The sequence below is a fragment of the Halalkalibacter okhensis genome, from assembly GCF_000787375.1.
Classification (GTDB): Bacteria; Bacillota; Bacilli; order Bacillales; family Bacillaceae_D; genus Halalkalibacter; species Halalkalibacter okhensis.
The window spans coordinates 67,975-83,263 of record NZ_JRJU01000007.1 but is presented as its reverse complement, the minus strand read 5'-3'; the positions used below and the strand labels follow the sequence as shown (position 1 = coordinate 83,263).

Below are 15,289 nucleotides of genomic sequence, written 5' to 3'. Positions count from 1 at the left end.
ATTGATTGAATTTATACCTTAAAACAACTAAGGATTACAACGTTAATATTCGTTAGAGTTAAATAGAAAGTACTCAAAATGAAAGGAGAAAATTCATCTATGCCTAAAGCATCTAAGTACGTCTTTATACACGAACCCGTTGAGCAAGTCAAGCACAGTGCGGAAGAATTAGACAAAAAACTCGACCAATTTCATGAGTGGTTGGCAGAGAAGCTGCTAGTTGAATATCCTGATTTGTTAGTAATTCAGACAGAAGATGTTCACAAATCAAGACGTGATTCAGATGAGTGAAGTCACAATTGCTAATTATCAATATATCAAAGAAGGGCAACAAGACGATAAAATAACATATAAATCGACTCAGAAGATTAATGGTTACAATATTACCATCACTTGCTTAAACTTGCCCAATGGAGATGAAAAAGCATTTAATTCCATAAAGAAGTTTTTTGAGAAGGAAATCTTTTAGTATGTAATTAGAATTTATAGTGGAGTGGTAAAATGCCCAGAAAAGTAAGCTTTGATGACACAATTTTAATAAAAAATCCTAATTATGTTCACGATGAAGAGAAATTACAAAAAGCAATTAATTTTTTCGTAAAAGAACTTATTAAAGAATATCCTGAGATACTTTATGACGACGAAACGAAGGGAAATGAAAATGAATAAAGAAAATGAGAGTAGAGAGGAAAAGCTATTATTAGGAGTAAGTGATGTGCAAAAAATCACAGGATTAGGTAGAGATAGAGTTTATGAAATTATGCACTCTGGTGATTTTCCTGTAATGAAATTTGGGAGACAATTAAAGGTTCATCGAGATGTATTTTTTGATTGGATTAATAATAAAAACAATAGTAATAGCTATGTTTACAAAATAGGAAGAAAGTGAAAAAGCAAAAACAAAATAACTAAACGTTTAAAAGACCACTAATCAACAAAATTAGTGGTCTTTTTTCTTCACATGTTCGATTATGTCTCCAATTTCACAATCAAGTATTTCGCAAATACTGTCAAGTGTTTCGAGGCTAATCGATTTCACCTTTTTATTTGAGTTATCTACATCTTCATTATTAACCCATTGACTAAGAGTATTTGGTCTAACTCCAGTTTGTTTAGATAGCCAATACATAGTCTTTCCTTTAATTTCAAGCTGTTCTTTTAATTTAAATTTAATCATTTTCATCAAATCCCTTCATTATTATATATGCACATTATATCATGTTAATAACTTGAATAGTTAATAATAACTGTTGACGTTAATAACTAAATAAGTTATTATTAACTCAACAAGTTATTAATGCCAATTATTATTTTTAAACGTACGAAATATTGTCATAATATGGGTTAGACTTTAATGCTATTTATGGAGGGGTTTAAATGGGGAAATATCGTTATGTAAGCAGGATTGCAGGGGAATTAGAGTTAAAAGGTGAGCAAATTGATCAATTAATGGAGAGAATTACAACACATTCAGTATTCAAACGTGATAGATCATATTATGGCAACGCTGAAATCCTTCTTGGTTTCTTGTTAAATAGCATTTTAAAAAGAAACGATAAGCGGATACTGGATGATGTGCTAAGTGGAAATTACAATGATGAGTCATTACGACAACTTAATGGAAGAAGTTATTCAACTTATTTATTATTGACGGCTTAATCTCTCCAAAAGAAAATATCAAGGAGAAAAATAAACCATATTTTACAATTCTATTAATCTTTCTAGACTTATTTAGAAGTGTGTGGTATATTTTTCTCAACGGATGGAATGGATTTTTAGATTGCGTAACCCTTGATACATAAGGGGATGATGCAAATGGGACAAAATCCATCGCAGAAGAAAATTAATCAAATGATGAAAGCGATGCAGAAGCAACAAGGTAAGTAAATCCTTGTTGCCAATGACTTTTTGGAGCAATGTGAGTTTGAGTCTTTTCTCCAAAAAACAGGATTAACTTTTCTAAAAAGACTAAACAAACCACTTTTTCTGTTATCTCAATAACAGGAAAAGTGGTTTTTTGTTCAACAAGCGTTGAGCTTAAGCGTCAGTATCATAACCACTACATTGTAAAATATTGGTAATTTGGTTTCTTATAAAATATAAAATAGAGTGAATTTATTTTAAGTAACTGTAAAAAACTAACATTAATCCAAAGTGAAGAAGGTGAAAGGTTTGTCAAATCCTTTTGAGGCCCTTTGGCACATAGTAAATAAAGAAGTAGATAATGCGAATGAACAAAAGTCACCATTGCATATTGGAGAGGCAATGGATTGTTGGACTTATTTTACTTCATTAGCAGAGTTCATTCGGTTTGAAGAAGCCGGTTTAAATACTTCAACTGATGATGAAGTAGTAGAAATGTTAAATGATGCTCTAAGAATGTGCGAAAATCAAGCTCAAAAATTAAGTAGCTTTATGAAAAAAGAGGGGATCCCTTTGCCGGAAACCTCTCCACCCAAGCCAAAATCAGAATCGAATGCCATTCCATTAGGAGTAAAATTATCTGATGAAGAAATCACGAATGGAATAACATTAAAATTGACTGCATGTCTTATGATGTCAGCAAAAGGTGAAGTGGATGCAATTCGAACAGATCTAGGTGTTATGTGGTATAAGTTCCATACGGAAATGCTTACTTTTGGAGTGACGTTAAAGGCGTTAATGATCAAACGTGGTTGGTTGAAAATACCACCTTATTATTATCCACCTGGACAGCCATCTAATTAATCATATAGAAAAGCACCTCCATGTAGAGGTGCTTTTCTACTTTATAAAGGTTTCTCTTTTGACATGATGATTATAAGTTAAGAATCTTGCTTTTTTTAAACGTTAAGAGGAATTACTATAATTTATGTCGAATAGTCGTATTCTGGAGGTGGAACGGTTTTACAACCATTGAATTTTGAGCTAAAAAGATAGACATTTTAACGTTGTATCAGGAGAGGTGTCGTTTGAAACGTGAAAGTATTTAAAGATTTGTGGTGGTTTTTTAAACAAGAGAAAGTATCATATGGATTAGGTATTCTTGTATTAGCACTTGTATCCTTATTAACACTAACTCCCCCACTCATAGTGGGAATTATTGTAGATCACATAGTAGATGTAACATTAACAACGAATATTTTATTAATGTGGATTGGTGTTTTGTTAATAGTGGGCGTTCTTACATACGGCTTAAGGTTTGTATGGAGAATTATGATATTTGGGGCGTCCATACGATTAGCACGGTTGCTTAGAAATCAATTATACAAGCATTTTACTAATATGTCTCATCGCTTTTATCAACGTCACAGAACAGGCGATTTAATGGCTCATGCGACAAATGACATAAGAGCAGTCCAAATGACGGCTGGACAGGGTGTATTAACCTTAGTTGATTCATTGACGATGGGCGGATTCGTTATTGTGACAATGGCGGCAACGATTAGTTGGAAATTAACGCTCATTTGTTTAATACCAATGCCTTTTATGGCGTATTTAACTAGTTATTATGGAACCCTATTACATAAGCGTTTTCACTTAGCGCAGGCCGCGTTCTCCGATCTAAATGATACGGTTCAAGAAAGTGTAACGGGAGTTCGTGTAGCAAAAACATTTGGTCAAGAAGAGGATGAGATCACACGATTTAAAAATAAATCAAAGGATGTCGTTGATAAAAACGTTGCAGTTGCTAAAATTGATGCATTGTTTGATCCGACGATCTCATTAATAGTAGGAATTTCTTTTTTCTTAGCTGTTGTATTTGGGGCAAGGTTTGTCATAGCTGAGGAGATGACTATTGGTCAATTAACGAGTTTTACTTTATATCTCGGTCTATTAATTTGGCCTATGCTAGCATTTGGATGGTTATTTAATATAGTTGAACGTGGGCGTGCTTCCTATGACCGAATTTCATCCTTGCTTGCGGAAAAACAAGATATTACAGATGAATTTGCCAAAAGCGAGAAAATAGCAACAGGAGATATTCACGTTGCCATTGAGCAATTTTCATATCCAGGTAGTAACGATTATGCTTTACAAAATATCGAGATTAGCCTAAAAGAAGGTCAAACGTTGGGGATAGTTGGGAAAACCGGGAGTGGAAAATCAACGATAATTCGCCTCCTCCAACGGGAATATGATTTAGAAAACGGAAAGATTACCATTGGTGGTTATAAGCTAAATGAGTATAGATTAGATGACTTAAAAGCTAGTTTTGGTAATGTCCCTCAAGATCATTTCCTCTTTTCGGCTACAATTGCTGATAATGTAGCTTTTGCAAAACCTAGTGCATCAATTACTGAAATTATGAATAGCTGTAAACTTGCCAGTATTCATGATGATATTATTAGCTTTAAAGAGGGATATGAGACGGTAGTAGGAGAGCGTGGCGTAACGTTATCAGGAGGTCAAAAGCAACGGATAGCGATTGCAAGGGCGATTTTACCTGACCCGAATGTATTGATATTAGATGATTCTTTATCTGCAGTGGATGCTAAGACGGAGGAGCAAATTCTTGAATCATTAAGAGTAAATCGTGCTAAAAAAACGACCATTATAACAGCGCATCGTCTCAGTGCGATCAAGCATGCAGATGTCATCATTGTATTAAATGAAGGAAGAATAATCCAACGAGGCAATCATCATAAATTAATGAAAGAAGACGGATGGTATAGGAGAATGTATGAGCAGCAACAACTAGAAGAATTGGTGGAACAAGGAGGGCAAGAGGATGCAACATAAGGATCAAGTCTTAACCAAACAAGAACAAAGAGCCGTTTTATGGCGTTTACTTCGTTATGCGAAAAAACATACGAAGTCCCTTATTGTTGCGTTTACGTTGCTCCTTCTTGCAACAGCTGCAGAACTTCTTGGTCCAATACTCCTTAAGATTTTTATCGATGATTATTTAACACCGAGGCATTTCCCGTTAGAACCATTAGTTTGGTTAGGGGTTATTTATATAGTCTTACATTTGTCTTCTGTTTTTATTAACTACTTTCAAGCCTTTATGTTTCAAAAAATATCTTTAAAAATTGTGCAACAGCTCCGTGTGGATGTGTTTTCAAATGTCGAACGACAAGGGTTGGCATTTTTTGATAAAACCCCTGCGGGAGGATTGATCTCTCGTATCACGAATGACACAGAATCTATTAAAGAGTTTTATTTAACCGTGCTTGCTAATTTTGTTCAAAATATTATGTTCCTCATCGGAATATGTATAGCCATGTTCTATTTGAATCCAACTCTTGGCTTTTTCTGTCTTATTTTATTGCCGATCATTTTTGGATTAATGCAGTTATATAGAAAGATTAGCTCGAAATTTTATGCGGATATGAGTGAGAAGCTCAGTCAACTCAATGCCAAAATGAATGAAACGATTCAAGGAATGGCGATTGTTCAGATGTTTCGTCAAGAAAGGAGACTTCGTAAAGAGTTCAGTGACGTCAATGAAGAACACCTAGAAGCCGGAATGAAGAGTATGAAGTTGGACGGACTTTTACTTAGACCAATGGTTGATTTGATTTCCATTTTGGCACTAATTTTGATTTTAAGTTACTTCGGAGTGATGTCTTTTACAAGTCCTGTTGAAATAGGTGTCTTGTATGCATTTGTTAACTATTTGGATCGTTTTTTTGAGCCGGTAAACCAAATGATGATGCGATTATCACTTTTTCAACAAGCAATTGTATCTGCCGGTCGTGTCTTTAAACTAATGGACTATGAAAATTATGCTCCAGCAAAGAAGGGGCAAGAGTCACCTAAAATTGAAGAAGGCGCGATCGAATTTAAGGATATATCTTTTTCCTATGATGGAGAAACAGATGTTTTGAAAAATATTTCATTTTCAGTGAAAAAAGGAGAAACTGTGGCTCTTGTTGGTCATACAGGAAGTGGAAAAAGTTCGATCATAAATGTCTTAATGAGGTTTTATCAGCTTGACCGTGGTGATATTGTCATTGATGGCGAATCAATCCATCACTTTGATAACACGGAGTTGCGAGATAATATGGGTCTCGTTCTACAAGATCCTTTCCTTTATACAGGGACCATTTCGAGTAATATCCGTTTATATCGAAATCAACTAACTGATCAGGACATCAAAGGAGCAGCTGAGTTTGTTCGAGCGAATGAGTTTATAGAAAAGCTTCCTCATTCATACAATGCGAAAGTTACTGAAAGAGGGTCAACGTTATCTAGTGGGCAGCGCCAGCTTTTATCGTTTGCTCGAACGATTGTCACCAATCCAAAGATTCTTATCCTAGATGAAGCCACTGCGAATGTTGATACTGAAACGGAAGAGGCAATTCAAGACGCTTTGAAAAAAATGCAAAAAGGACGTACCACAATAGCAATTGCCCATAGGCTATCAACCATTAAAGAGGCGGATCAGATTATTGTTCTTCATAAAGGGGAAATAGTCGAACGTGGGAACCATACTGAGCTCTTAGAACAAAAAGGGCTTTACCACAAAATGTATTTATTGCAAAGAGGTTCATCAGAACTAGCGGACGTCAATCATTAGCGAAAATATATGAGAAGCGTCAATTGAAAAAGAGAACCAACTTTATTTTTGAAAGTGGTTCTCTTTATTATTAGCATTTTCATAGCGGTTTAATAACGTATCTAACTCTTGACTGACTGTCAAAACGGCATGTGACGAAAGGCCTTTGATAAGGGCAAGTTCTATTAATTCATTTCGCTTTTGTTCAATGGTTCTAAGTAATCCTTCACTCATAGAGATTCCCTTCTTCTCTAATTCTTGTAATAATTATACAAATTAACTAGTAAATTTACAACCTTTACTGAGGGAAAGAAGCGAAAATAGGTAATATTTCATGATGTCTTTCATATCAAAGTGGAAATTCAATGAAATAAATTGAAACAAGACGCGCTTTCCTGTATCTTTAAGTAATGGACAACCATCACCGACTAGAAAGGGGTGAGCAGCTTGGATGATATTTATATATGGATAACATCAGTTGGGGCTGTAGTTATGGCATCATTGGCAATATTTATTCGGTTAAAAGCGACAAAACGACCGGTATCAGCAAAAAAAATTATTGTACCGCCGATCTTTATGTCGACAGGGTTTTTAATGTTTTTATATGAACCGGCCCGTCCAGCTTTCTTACAAGTCATAGAAGCTGTGTTAGTTGGTATATTATTTTCATTTCTACTGATAAAAACCTCAAAATTTGAAATTAGAGATCAACAAATTTATATGAAAAGATCTAAAGCATTCGCATTCATATTAATAGGATTGCTATTGGCTCGAATTATTTTTAAGTTGCTAATTGGAGATTTGATAAATGTAGAAGAATTGGCAGGCATGTTTTTTCTGCTTGCATATGGGATGATCGTTCCATGGCGTATATCCATGTATATGAATTATCGTAAACTAGAGAGCAATCTAAAAAAATCACTTAAAAGCCAAGGCGCAATGCCTGTGGAAACATAATATGGGAGCAGGTTAACTCAAAAAGCAGACATTTCCGGATAAGGGATGTGTCTGCTTTTTTGGTTTGGATGATCTAAATTCTAAAGAGCAATTAGAGAATTGAATCCGGAACGAGAGGAGAAGAAGGAGTGTACTGCAGGAGCCAAGGTGTCGTGATGGCTACCGAAAAGTGAGGAGAAGCAAAAGAACGGGAGCCAAAGGGTCGTGATGGCTACCGAAATAAGAGGAGAAGCAAAAGAACGGGAGCCAAAGAGGTGTGATGACTCCCGAACTGAGAGAGAAAGCAAAAGAACGGGAGCCAAAGAGGTGTGATGACTCCCGAACTGAGAGAGAAAGCAAAAGAACGGGAGCCAAAGAGGTGTGATGGCTCCCGAACTGAGAGAGAAAGCAAAAGAACGGGAGCCAAAGAGGTGTGATGGCTCCCGATCCGAAAGATAAAGCAAAAAAACGGGAGCCAACACCAAGGGAGGGCACTGAATTTAATCAGTGCCCTCCTGCTAATTATACTAGATGCAAAACAAACTCATGCGAACTATAGTTTGACATTGAAAATGAGGGCTTTTCCCTCAATTTCAATGAATTTCTATTTGTCTGCATCTTCTTTTGCAATTCGTTTTAATGACTTGATTTTTCCGTGAGGATTTTGAGATTCTTTACGTGCTCTAAATTGTCGCTCGGCTTGTCTTTTTGATTGGCTCATTGTTCATCACCTTTATCTTATTGATTTGAATAATTCTAGTTTGCCAAATAGCCGTTAGATTATCCAATGAAGATAAGAGAAAGAAATGGTAAGCTTGAACAGGGAAAACAATCACAAAAGAGCAAGCTATGAGCTTTCTAAAAGATCTTTATATGGCTCCATATCGATATTTCTCTGACGGAGTTTTTTTATAAGGAATTTATGGTCACGTTTGGGTGTAGCAAGAATATACCCTTTAATAATATAATCTTGTGGCAGGTAATCAAGGTTATCTTCTAAGGCAAGCTCTCCGATTTTACCGGCGATTTTTCCTTTAGCTACATCTCTGAATAATTCAGGAACTGGTTCGACTAAATCATTTAATAATTCTCGTTGCTCGTCATTCCAAAGGTGGATTGTTTTTTCAATATGATAGTCTTGCCAATCTAGAATGGATTTGCCATCTTCTTTAGGGAACCTTTTTAGGAATTTTCTAAACATAAAATACCCACCAATAAACATTACTGTTATTAGAAAGATTGTCCATAAGACAATGAACCACATAAACCAAGTAGGCATTGTTTTTCACCTCAAATTTTTTATCATACTTATCCTACCATAAAAAGTGAGAACCTGCGAATAGAAGGGAGCTTTGGTGTAATGAATGATTCCAAATTAAGAAAACGTTTGGTAAGATTAATAATCGAGGTGATAATAATAAATGTTGTATTTAGTTAGCTATGCATTTCATATTGCAGTATCGGTTCTGTTTTTTGTCTTAATACCATTTCCATTTTTAATTAAAGGAAGTTTATTGGACGAACCTGGCAGGTTTACTCTTTTGTTGAAAATATACAAACGGATTATTTGGCTAGCTCATGGAGGTGTCATTGTTGCCATTGTTTCTGGTTTTTTTATGACCACTCAATGGTTAACAGTCTGGTTTCTCTTTGTTGTCCTAATTTGGTTAGCTATTAGCGCTATGCTTGGTATGACTGCCAAAGCTGTTCGGATCATTTTAGAAAAATTAGAGGAAAATCACAAAGCAGATGATGAAATAAGTAAATTAAGGTTGTATAGTTTTTTACTGATGATTGCCATACTATCAATGTTTATGATGAAAGTCGTCCTATACATATAAAAAAGTAAAAATATGGTAATTCTTTTGTGGTGATTCACAAATGGTGTAAGGTGCGTTTAGCAATGTCTACAATGGCAATGAATGTAATAGTGTCTATACTAATAGTAACTGAGTAATGCAAAAGGAGGCAGATTATGCTAATTGGCGTACCAAAAGAAATCAAAAACAATGAGAATCGTGTTGCGATGACACCTGCAAGTGTGATGACACTTGTTCAAGCTGGCCATCAAGTAATTATTGAAAAGGATGCGGGACTTGGAAGTGGTTTTGAAGACGTAGCCTATGTTCAAGCTGGCGCTGAAATCGAAGCGGACCCAGTAGCTATTTGGGAAAAAGTCGATATGATTATGAAGGTAAAGGAGCCACTCCCTTCGGAATATGCTTATTTCCGTAAAGGTTTGATCCTATTCACATACTTACACTTAGCGGCAGAGCCTGAGCTAGCGAAAGCATTAGTCGAAAAAGAAGTCACGGCAATAGCATATGAAACAGTTCAAGTAGGGAGAACGTTACCGCTTCTTACACCAATGAGTGAAGTAGCAGGTCGTATGGCAGCTCAAATCGGTGCACAATTCCTCGAGAAACCAAAAGGTGGTATGGGAATCCTTTTATCAGGTGTTCCTGGCGTGAAACGAGGAAAAGTAACAGTCATTGGTGGAGGAGTAGTTGGAACGAATGCTGCCAAGATTGCTATGGGTCTAGGGGCAGATGTGACCATTATGGATTTAAGTCCCGACCGCTTGCGACAATTAGATGATTTATACGGAACAGATATCCAAACGCTAATGTCAAATCCGTTAAATATTGCTGAAGCAGTGATAGATTCAGATTTAGTAATTGGTGCGGTACTTATTCCAGGTGCAAAAGCCCCTAAATTGGTTACAGAAGAAATGGTTCAGTCAATGAAGCCAGGATCTGTTGTTGTGGACGTGGCGATTGATCAAGGTGGGATTATCGAAACAGTTGACCGAATTACAACACATGATGAGCCAACCTATACGAAACATGATGTTGTTCATTATGCTGTGGCAAATATGCCTGGAGCGGTTCCGCGTACATCAACCATTGCTTTAACAAATGTAACAATCCCTTACGCACTTCAAATTGCTAATAAAGGAGTGCACCTGGCTCTAATTGAGAATCATGCACTGGAGTTAGGGTTAAACACAGCTGCTGGAGCTGTTACGTATGCAGCTGTTGCGACGGATTTAGGATTAGAATATATGACTGCGAAGGAAGCGCTAGAAAGAATTTAATTAGAAAAAGCAGCAGACCGTTAGTTATATAGCTAAATGAAGAGACAAAGATGTCTTTCATAGGCTAAATTAGCGGCCTGCTTTTCTTTTTTTTTTAGGATTTCCTCGTTATTTGTCGATAGTTAGTATCATTCTTTTATAAAGAATGATAAGCTAAAATTAACTGTAAAATTTTATGTCATTTTATAGAAGTTTTAAACTACTAATTATAATTTTTGGTGGGGTATTAAGATGAACATATCCGAAACGGAGTTTGAAATTTTAGATCGTATTACCGATCCATTTTATGCACTCGATCTTAACTGGAACTTTACATATTTTAATCAAGCTGCCTCAAGAATTCTCCAACGAGAAAGAGAACAGGTAATCGGAAAAAACATGTGGTCAATCTTTCCGGAAACCGTTAAATTATCCTTATATGATCAATACCACAAAGCCCTTGAAAAACAAAAGACGGCTTCGTTTGAGATGTATTATCCGCCATTAAAGTTATGGTTTAATATTAAGGCTTATCCCTCTCAAAAGGGACTAGCAGTAATTTTCCAAGATATTACGAAACACAAACATTCCGCATTAAACCGTGAATCTCATTACCAATCGTTGTTTGATAATAACCCTGATGCTGTTTATTCTTTTGATTTAGATGGAAACTTTCTCAGGGTGAATCCAGCAATGGAACAATTAATTGGTTACAGTGAAGAGGAACTTTGTAAGATCTCCTATATTCCATTAATGGTAGAAGAGGAACTAGAGTATACAAATAAGCGTTTTTTGGAGGCTACTCGAGGGAAAACAGAGACGTATGAAACAAAAGTAAGGAAGAAAGATGGAAGTATCATTGATTTAAAAGTAACCAATATGCCGATTATTGTTGGACAAGAGATTGTTGGTGTATATGGTATTGCTAAGGATATTTCTAATCAAAAAAGAACGGAAAAACTGTTGTATGAATCTGAGAAGTTAACAGCGGTTGGACAGCTTGCGGCATCGATTGCACATGAGATTAGAAATCCGCTTACTTCAATTAAAGGGTTTTTACAATTAATAAAATCAAATCATAAGGAAGTCAGAGGTGATTTTTTAACGATCATGTCTGACGAAATAACAAGAATTGAGATGATTACAAGTGAATTACTGGTGCTCGCTAAGCCTCAAGCATTAGATTTCCAATATGAAGATTTAAATAGAATCATTGAGGATGTTGTCATGCTATTAAGTTCTCAGGCTTTAATTAATAATGTCGAAGTAATTACAGATATTGAAGAGTTACCGGAAGTGAAGTGCATTGGAAGTCAGTTAAAACAGGTTTTTATAAACTTAATTAAAAACTCGATTGAGGCAATGCCAAATGGAGGAGAAGTAGTTATAACAGCTAAATTGTATCGTTCGAATGAAATTCAAGTGCAAGTAATGGATCAAGGCAGCGGCATACCAAAAGAATTTCTTTCGAAAATTGGGACCCCTTTTTATACAACGAAAGAAAAGGGTACCGGTCTGGGTTTGATGACAGCATTGAAAATCATTGATTCGCATAATGGTAAATTACAAATATCCAGTTTGCAAGATAAAGGAACGACGATTGAGATTAATTTACCGATTGAAGCAGAGCCCAAAACAAATTAAAGAACATTTTGTATGACCGCCGTGTAGTTGAAATAGGGTAAGCAAGAGGAGGATGAAGATGGATCAGCAAGAAGTATTATCAATCTTAAATCAATTACGCAATCAAGAAGTGCAATCGTATAGAGTAACTAAAGAAGATTTTCATATTTTTCGCACCAATTTACTTAAACAGGAGGATGCAATCAACTTTCGTGGAAATGCCCAGCATGGTGGGGAAACAATCTATACATATGAACCTGAATGGACGAAATAATAGGGTGAATTCGTAAGTTCATATGTACATTGCAGTTCTAAAAGTAGTACCTGTTATTTATAATAGGTGCTTTTTAGTTTAGAGGTTTGTTGAGGTATTGTATGAATAAACATCAAATTGGTCCGTTCATACTTGAGCTGTTAATTGGAGGCTAAGTCGATAGAAATAAGACTTGACGTTTCATTGATAGTTAGAAAGGGGGCCATAAAGGTTATCATGCCCTCCTAGTGCCCCCTTTAACAGTAAGCTGCGGACTTTTAATAAGTGTCTGATTTCACCAAGAGTATAAAATAAAGCCATTGTGGCTTTCTAGAGAAAGTTCCACATCATGCAACTTCCTTTAACTCTTTAGGCAATGTATGCAGCACCTACGATAACTAATAGGATGAACAGAACGACAATTAACGCAAAGCTGTTAGAAGTGTGACTCATGAAGATTCCTCCTTTTTAATCAATACACTGTTATGAATATGTCATGTATGAAATATTGGAAGGGCATTAGCCTAATAAAATAATAGTTGGAATTTTCAGTTTTTATGAGACTTGTAGAACTTTATACGATTAACAAGGATATTAGTAAACGAAGTAGAATATTTCTATCGTTGTAAAAAAATGAATATGGGGGATTTTATGAGTCAAACGGAATTTTTAATAAGTATTACCGAGAATCAACAGCCCTTTTTTAACGCACTGGCGGCTTTATTAACGTTTCTTGGTAATGAAGAGTTTTACTTTTTGATAGTGCCAATTGTGTATTGGTGCTTTTCAAAGCAAGCAGGGTTTCGGCTATTTTACATTTTTCTTTTATCGGTTACCGTCAATGCTTTCTTAAAAATTACTTATGCTATTGAACGACCAATTGGAACAGAAGGAATCAATTCGTTGTTTATAGAATCAGCGGAGGTGGGGAGCCATTACCCTTACGATTCATTTCCGAGTGGGCACGCTCAAGGTTCGACCACACTCTGGGGCTATATCGCCTATTTAGTTGCTAAGCCTTTATTTTGGGTATTGGCGATCATTCTTATCTTAAGTATTTCATTTTCTCGTCTTTATTCTGGGCTTCATTGGCCGGCTGATGTAGCAATTGGTATTTTAGTGGCGGTGGTGATCTTGCTTATTTCGATTCGCTTACAAGAAAAGCTCTCTAACCTGTCACAAAAGATAAAGTGGACTTTAGCCATACTAACTCCACTTATGATTGTGGCTCTTTTTCCTGAAGAGGAAGGGGTTAAATATGCAGGCTTTTTGTTAGGAGCTGGGATTGGATATTTAGCGGAATCGACCCATATAAAAATGATGATTTCAAAAAAAGTATGGAGAAAGGCAGCTGCTTATGCAGTTGGGCTTGTAGGTCTATTCGTACTGCAAATTGGATTAAAAGTATGGTTCCCTGAAATGTTGATTTTTGATTTTATACGTTATGGCTGCATTGGTTTATGGGGGCTTCTCGGAGCACCTTATGTATTTGCAAAGCTTCACATTTATAAGAAGGAGCATGTAACAACCAATTCAAGTGAGCAGTTATCTGTGTAAAAAAGGTTGAATCAAAGGAAGCGACTGAAAAAGGCTTACCCCCTTTAGTCGCTTTTTGTGCGGAGATTTGCACAAATTTTTTTATTTTTTTGAAGGTGCGCCGTTTGGAAGTTGATCGCATATTATATAGCATCACAAAGAACGGAGAGATGGATATGGCAACAAAGAATAAGAAAAAAGCTGCTCCAAAAATGACTGCATCAGAGAAATATCAATATACGATGAAAGTAGTGACATCAGCGACGTGCATTGCATGTAAAAAACAATGCACGAGAGGATTACAATATATAGAGAAAATGAGCAAACCCGGTGCAATAGGGAAAGGGGTTGCCTGTCATCTAACAAAAGGCAAAGCTTTTAAATAACAAATAAAAAACAAAGTATGAAGAGAATCTTGAGGCATAAACATTAAAAGATTTTTATCTTTTATAATGCCTTAGTCAATAGATTTCTCTTTTTTTTTGAAAACAATATAGAAAAGGTGAAAATAAAATGAATTTCTTAGTATAACGTTGGAATTTCTGGTGATAATGTTATAGGCTAGTAGAGAAATACAAAAAAGAGGTGACATGTCGTGAAAAAGATAATAGAGGCAACTGCACTAGTTGTTTTATTAAGTATGTTAAGTGCTTGTGGACAGGCTGAAGAGGAACAAGGTAGTGTAGAAGTTGATGAACTAACCGCAATTGAAGTAGAATTAGAATTTCCTGAATTTGCGGAAGTAGGAGAAGTGGTAACCTTTAACAGCAGCGTCACTCAAGGTGATGATTTAGTTGAAGATGCTAATGAAGTTATCTATGAAATTTGGCTTGAAGGACAAAAGGAAGATAGTAAAATGATAGAAGCAGATGTTCAAAATGGCCATATTTATTCCTTGGACCATACGTTTGAAGAAATGGGATTGTATCATGTCCAAACACATGTAACCGCTCGCGGTATGCATCGTATGCCAACTGGCCAAATTCAAATTGGCGATGATAATGGAGATACAGAAGATCATAGTCATGAGCAGGAGCATGAGGATCATCATGATCATCACCACTATGATGTTGATATTGAAACAGAAGTTAAAGATGATACATTAGTTGTTCATATTGTAGTAGAAGGTCAAAAGTATGAGCAAGGCAATGTGACATTGGAAATGTGGCAAGAAGATGAAGACGTAAGGAAATGGCTAGATTTATCAGAGATAGGCGATGGAGTATATGAGCTAGATGACCTTGAAGGTTTATCAGGTCAATACTCTGTTATTGTACATATTCAAGATGATGAATTACATGAACATGTTCATGCAGAGCTAACTTTTTAATGCGGGTTCCAAAAAATCCGCTTAAAAATTTTTAAGACAACCTGAGGGAAT

At 35.9% G+C, this 15,289-nt stretch carries 20 protein-coding genes and 1 pseudogene; 16 read left to right on the top strand and 5 right to left on the bottom strand.

Annotation, left to right across the window (positions count from 1 at the left end):
* The first annotated feature begins 99 nt into the window (after positions 1-99).
* The 3 genes from LQ50_RS07315 (at position 100) to LQ50_RS07305 (ending at position 889) form a co-directional block, all read left to right on the top strand.
* A complete protein-coding gene (locus LQ50_RS07315) occupies positions 100-291 on the top strand; it encodes a hypothetical protein (protein ID WP_034627659.1) in 192 nt (63 codons plus the stop codon).
* Between the two features lie 210 nt (positions 292-501).
* Entirely contained in the window at positions 502-669 is a 168-nt protein-coding gene (locus LQ50_RS25355) for a hypothetical protein (protein WP_161784662.1), read from the top strand.
* Positions 662-889, top strand: coding sequence for a helix-turn-helix domain-containing protein (locus tag LQ50_RS07305; protein WP_052144634.1), 228 nt, complete (start codon positions 662-664; stop codon positions 887-889). The genes LQ50_RS25355 and LQ50_RS07305 overlap by 8 nt, the downstream gene beginning before the upstream one ends.
* A 51-nt stretch (positions 890-940) precedes the next feature.
* On the opposite strand, the gene LQ50_RS07300 is transcribed toward LQ50_RS07305, so the two are convergent.
* Positions 941-1,183 (bottom strand): helix-turn-helix domain-containing protein, encoded by a 243-nt coding sequence (locus LQ50_RS07300; protein WP_237563666.1) that lies wholly within the window; start codon positions 1,181-1,183, stop codon positions 941-943.
* Between the two features lie 194 nt (positions 1,184-1,377).
* Between LQ50_RS07300 and LQ50_RS07295 the strand changes: the two genes are divergently transcribed.
* The 5 genes and pseudogenes from LQ50_RS07295 (at position 1,378) to LQ50_RS07280 (ending at position 6,505) form a co-directional block, all read left to right on the top strand.
* Positions 1,378-1,659, top strand: a complete 282-nt coding sequence (locus tag LQ50_RS07295) for a hypothetical protein (RefSeq protein ID WP_034627656.1) — start codon at positions 1,378-1,380, stop codon at positions 1,657-1,659.
* A 147-nt stretch (positions 1,660-1,806) separates the two neighbouring features.
* Positions 1,807-1,887, top strand: a pseudogene (locus LQ50_RS25185) (YneF family protein); the annotation flags it as partial.
* 285 nt (positions 1,888-2,172) lie between these two features.
* Positions 2,173-2,727, top strand: a complete 555-nt coding sequence (locus LQ50_RS07290; RefSeq protein ID WP_034627653.1) for a DUF3231 family protein — start codon at positions 2,173-2,175, stop codon at positions 2,725-2,727.
* A gap of 231 nt (positions 2,728-2,958) precedes the next feature.
* Positions 2,959-4,722, top strand: a complete 1,764-nt coding sequence (locus LQ50_RS07285) for an ABC transporter transmembrane domain-containing protein (protein WP_034627651.1) — start codon at positions 2,959-2,961, stop codon at positions 4,720-4,722.
* The gene (locus LQ50_RS07280) at positions 4,712-6,505 is read left to right on the top strand and encodes an ABC transporter ATP-binding protein (RefSeq protein WP_034627649.1); all 1,794 of its coding nucleotides are present in this window, start codon (positions 4,712-4,714) and stop codon (positions 6,503-6,505) included. The genes LQ50_RS07285 and LQ50_RS07280 overlap by 11 nt, the downstream gene beginning before the upstream one ends.
* 42 nt (positions 6,506-6,547) lie before the next feature.
* Here the strand turns inward: LQ50_RS07280 and LQ50_RS24890 are convergent, their stop codons facing one another.
* The gene (locus LQ50_RS24890) at positions 6,548-6,718 is read right to left on the bottom strand and encodes an aspartyl-phosphate phosphatase Spo0E family protein (RefSeq protein WP_084138650.1); all 171 of its coding nucleotides are present in this window, start codon (positions 6,716-6,718) and stop codon (positions 6,548-6,550) included.
* A 213-nt stretch (positions 6,719-6,931) separates the two neighbouring features.
* On the opposite strand from LQ50_RS24890, the gene LQ50_RS07275 reads away from it, so the two are divergent.
* On the top strand, positions 6,932-7,441 hold the full coding sequence (locus tag LQ50_RS07275) for a CcdC family protein (protein WP_034627646.1): 510 nt from the start codon (positions 6,932-6,934) through the stop codon (positions 7,439-7,441).
* Positions 7,442-8,024: 583 nt separating this feature from the next.
* Here LQ50_RS07275 and LQ50_RS25950 read toward each other — a convergent pair.
* On the bottom strand, positions 8,025-8,141 hold the full coding sequence (locus LQ50_RS25950) for a DUF6254 family protein (RefSeq protein WP_237563665.1): 117 nt from the start codon (positions 8,139-8,141) through the stop codon (positions 8,025-8,027).
* Between the two features lie 126 nt (positions 8,142-8,267).
* Positions 8,268-8,699, bottom strand: coding sequence for a DUF2621 domain-containing protein (locus tag LQ50_RS07270; RefSeq protein WP_034627644.1), 432 nt, complete (start codon positions 8,697-8,699; stop codon positions 8,268-8,270).
* Positions 8,700-8,841: 142 nt separating this feature from the next.
* Here LQ50_RS07270 and LQ50_RS07265 point away from each other — a divergent pair, with 142 nt between their 5' ends.
* The 4 genes from LQ50_RS07265 (at position 8,842) to ykzS (ending at position 12,393) form a co-directional block, all read left to right on the top strand.
* Positions 8,842-9,261, top strand: coding sequence for a hypothetical protein (locus LQ50_RS07265; protein WP_034627641.1), 420 nt, complete (start codon positions 8,842-8,844; stop codon positions 9,259-9,261).
* Between the two features lie 134 nt (positions 9,262-9,395).
* Positions 9,396-10,517: an alanine dehydrogenase gene (gene ald / locus LQ50_RS07260; protein ID WP_034627640.1), complete on the top strand. Its 1,122-nt coding sequence runs from the start codon at positions 9,396-9,398 to the stop codon at positions 10,515-10,517.
* Positions 10,518-10,748: 231 nt separating this feature from the next.
* Entirely contained in the window at positions 10,749-12,140 is a 1,392-nt protein-coding gene (locus tag LQ50_RS07255) for a PAS domain S-box protein (RefSeq protein ID WP_034627637.1), read from the top strand.
* A 58-nt stretch (positions 12,141-12,198) separates the two neighbouring features.
* Positions 12,199-12,393 (top strand): protein YkzS, encoded by a 195-nt coding sequence (gene ykzS / locus LQ50_RS07250; protein ID WP_034627634.1) that lies wholly within the window; start codon positions 12,199-12,201, stop codon positions 12,391-12,393.
* A gap of 348 nt (positions 12,394-12,741) precedes the next feature.
* On the opposite strand, the gene LQ50_RS24885 is transcribed toward ykzS, so the two are convergent.
* A complete protein-coding gene (locus tag LQ50_RS24885; protein ID WP_034627631.1) occupies positions 12,742-12,825 on the bottom strand; it encodes a YjcZ family sporulation protein in 84 nt (27 codons plus the stop codon).
* A 198-nt stretch (positions 12,826-13,023) separates the two neighbouring features.
* Here LQ50_RS24885 and LQ50_RS07240 point away from each other — a divergent pair, with 198 nt between their 5' ends.
* From LQ50_RS07240 to LQ50_RS07230, 3 genes are all read left to right on the top strand, one after another.
* Positions 13,024-13,929 (top strand): phosphatase PAP2 family protein, encoded by a 906-nt coding sequence (locus LQ50_RS07240; RefSeq protein ID WP_052144633.1) that lies wholly within the window; start codon positions 13,024-13,026, stop codon positions 13,927-13,929.
* 104 nt (positions 13,930-14,033) lie between these two features.
* Positions 14,034-14,294 carry a hypothetical protein gene (locus LQ50_RS25730; protein ID WP_052144632.1) on the top strand — a complete coding sequence of 87 codons (261 nt, stop codon included), beginning with the start codon at positions 14,034-14,036 and terminating at the stop codon, positions 14,292-14,294.
* A 209-nt stretch (positions 14,295-14,503) separates the two neighbouring features.
* Positions 14,504-15,238, top strand: coding sequence for a FixH family protein (locus LQ50_RS07230; RefSeq protein WP_034627628.1), 735 nt, complete (start codon positions 14,504-14,506; stop codon positions 15,236-15,238).
* Positions 15,239-15,289 lie beyond the last annotated feature (51 nt).

What these genes read in the sequence shown, in the direction of transcription:
- LQ50_RS07305 (WP_052144634.1), top strand. Translation starts at nt 662, where the DNA reads ATGAATAAAGAAAATGAGAGTAGAGAGGAAAAGCTATTATTAGGAGTA.
- LQ50_RS24885 (WP_034627631.1), bottom strand. Translation starts at nt 12,825, where the DNA reads ATGAGTCACACTTCTAACAGCTTTGCGTTAATTGTCGTTCTGTTCATC.
- ykzS (WP_034627634.1), top strand. Translation starts at nt 12,199, where the DNA reads ATGGATCAGCAAGAAGTATTATCAATCTTAAATCAATTACGCAATCAA.
- LQ50_RS07255 (WP_034627637.1), top strand. Translation starts at nt 10,749, where the DNA reads ATGAACATATCCGAAACGGAGTTTGAAATTTTAGATCGTATTACCGAT.
- LQ50_RS07265 (WP_034627641.1), top strand. Translation starts at nt 8,842, where the DNA reads ATGTTGTATTTAGTTAGCTATGCATTTCATATTGCAGTATCGGTTCTG.
- LQ50_RS07240 (WP_052144633.1), top strand. Translation starts at nt 13,024, where the DNA reads ATGAGTCAAACGGAATTTTTAATAAGTATTACCGAGAATCAACAGCCC.
- LQ50_RS07315 (WP_034627659.1), top strand. Translation starts at nt 100, where the DNA reads ATGCCTAAAGCATCTAAGTACGTCTTTATACACGAACCCGTTGAGCAA.
- LQ50_RS07295 (WP_034627656.1), top strand. Translation starts at nt 1,378, where the DNA reads ATGGGGAAATATCGTTATGTAAGCAGGATTGCAGGGGAATTAGAGTTA.
- LQ50_RS24890 (WP_084138650.1), bottom strand. Translation starts at nt 6,718, where the DNA reads ATGAGTGAAGGATTACTTAGAACCATTGAACAAAAGCGAAATGAATTA.
- LQ50_RS07280 (WP_034627649.1), top strand. Translation starts at nt 4,712, where the DNA reads ATGCAACATAAGGATCAAGTCTTAACCAAACAAGAACAAAGAGCCGTT.
- ald (WP_034627640.1), top strand. Translation starts at nt 9,396, where the DNA reads ATGCTAATTGGCGTACCAAAAGAAATCAAAAACAATGAGAATCGTGTT.
- LQ50_RS25355 (WP_161784662.1), top strand. Translation starts at nt 502, where the DNA reads ATGCCCAGAAAAGTAAGCTTTGATGACACAATTTTAATAAAAAATCCT.
- LQ50_RS07270 (WP_034627644.1), bottom strand. Translation starts at nt 8,699, where the DNA reads ATGCCTACTTGGTTTATGTGGTTCATTGTCTTATGGACAATCTTTCTA.
- LQ50_RS25950 (WP_237563665.1), bottom strand. Translation starts at nt 8,141, where the DNA reads ATGAGCCAATCAAAAAGACAAGCCGAGCGACAATTTAGAGCACGTAAA.
- LQ50_RS07300 (WP_237563666.1), bottom strand. Translation starts at nt 1,183, where the DNA reads ATGAAAATGATTAAATTTAAATTAAAAGAACAGCTTGAAATTAAAGGA.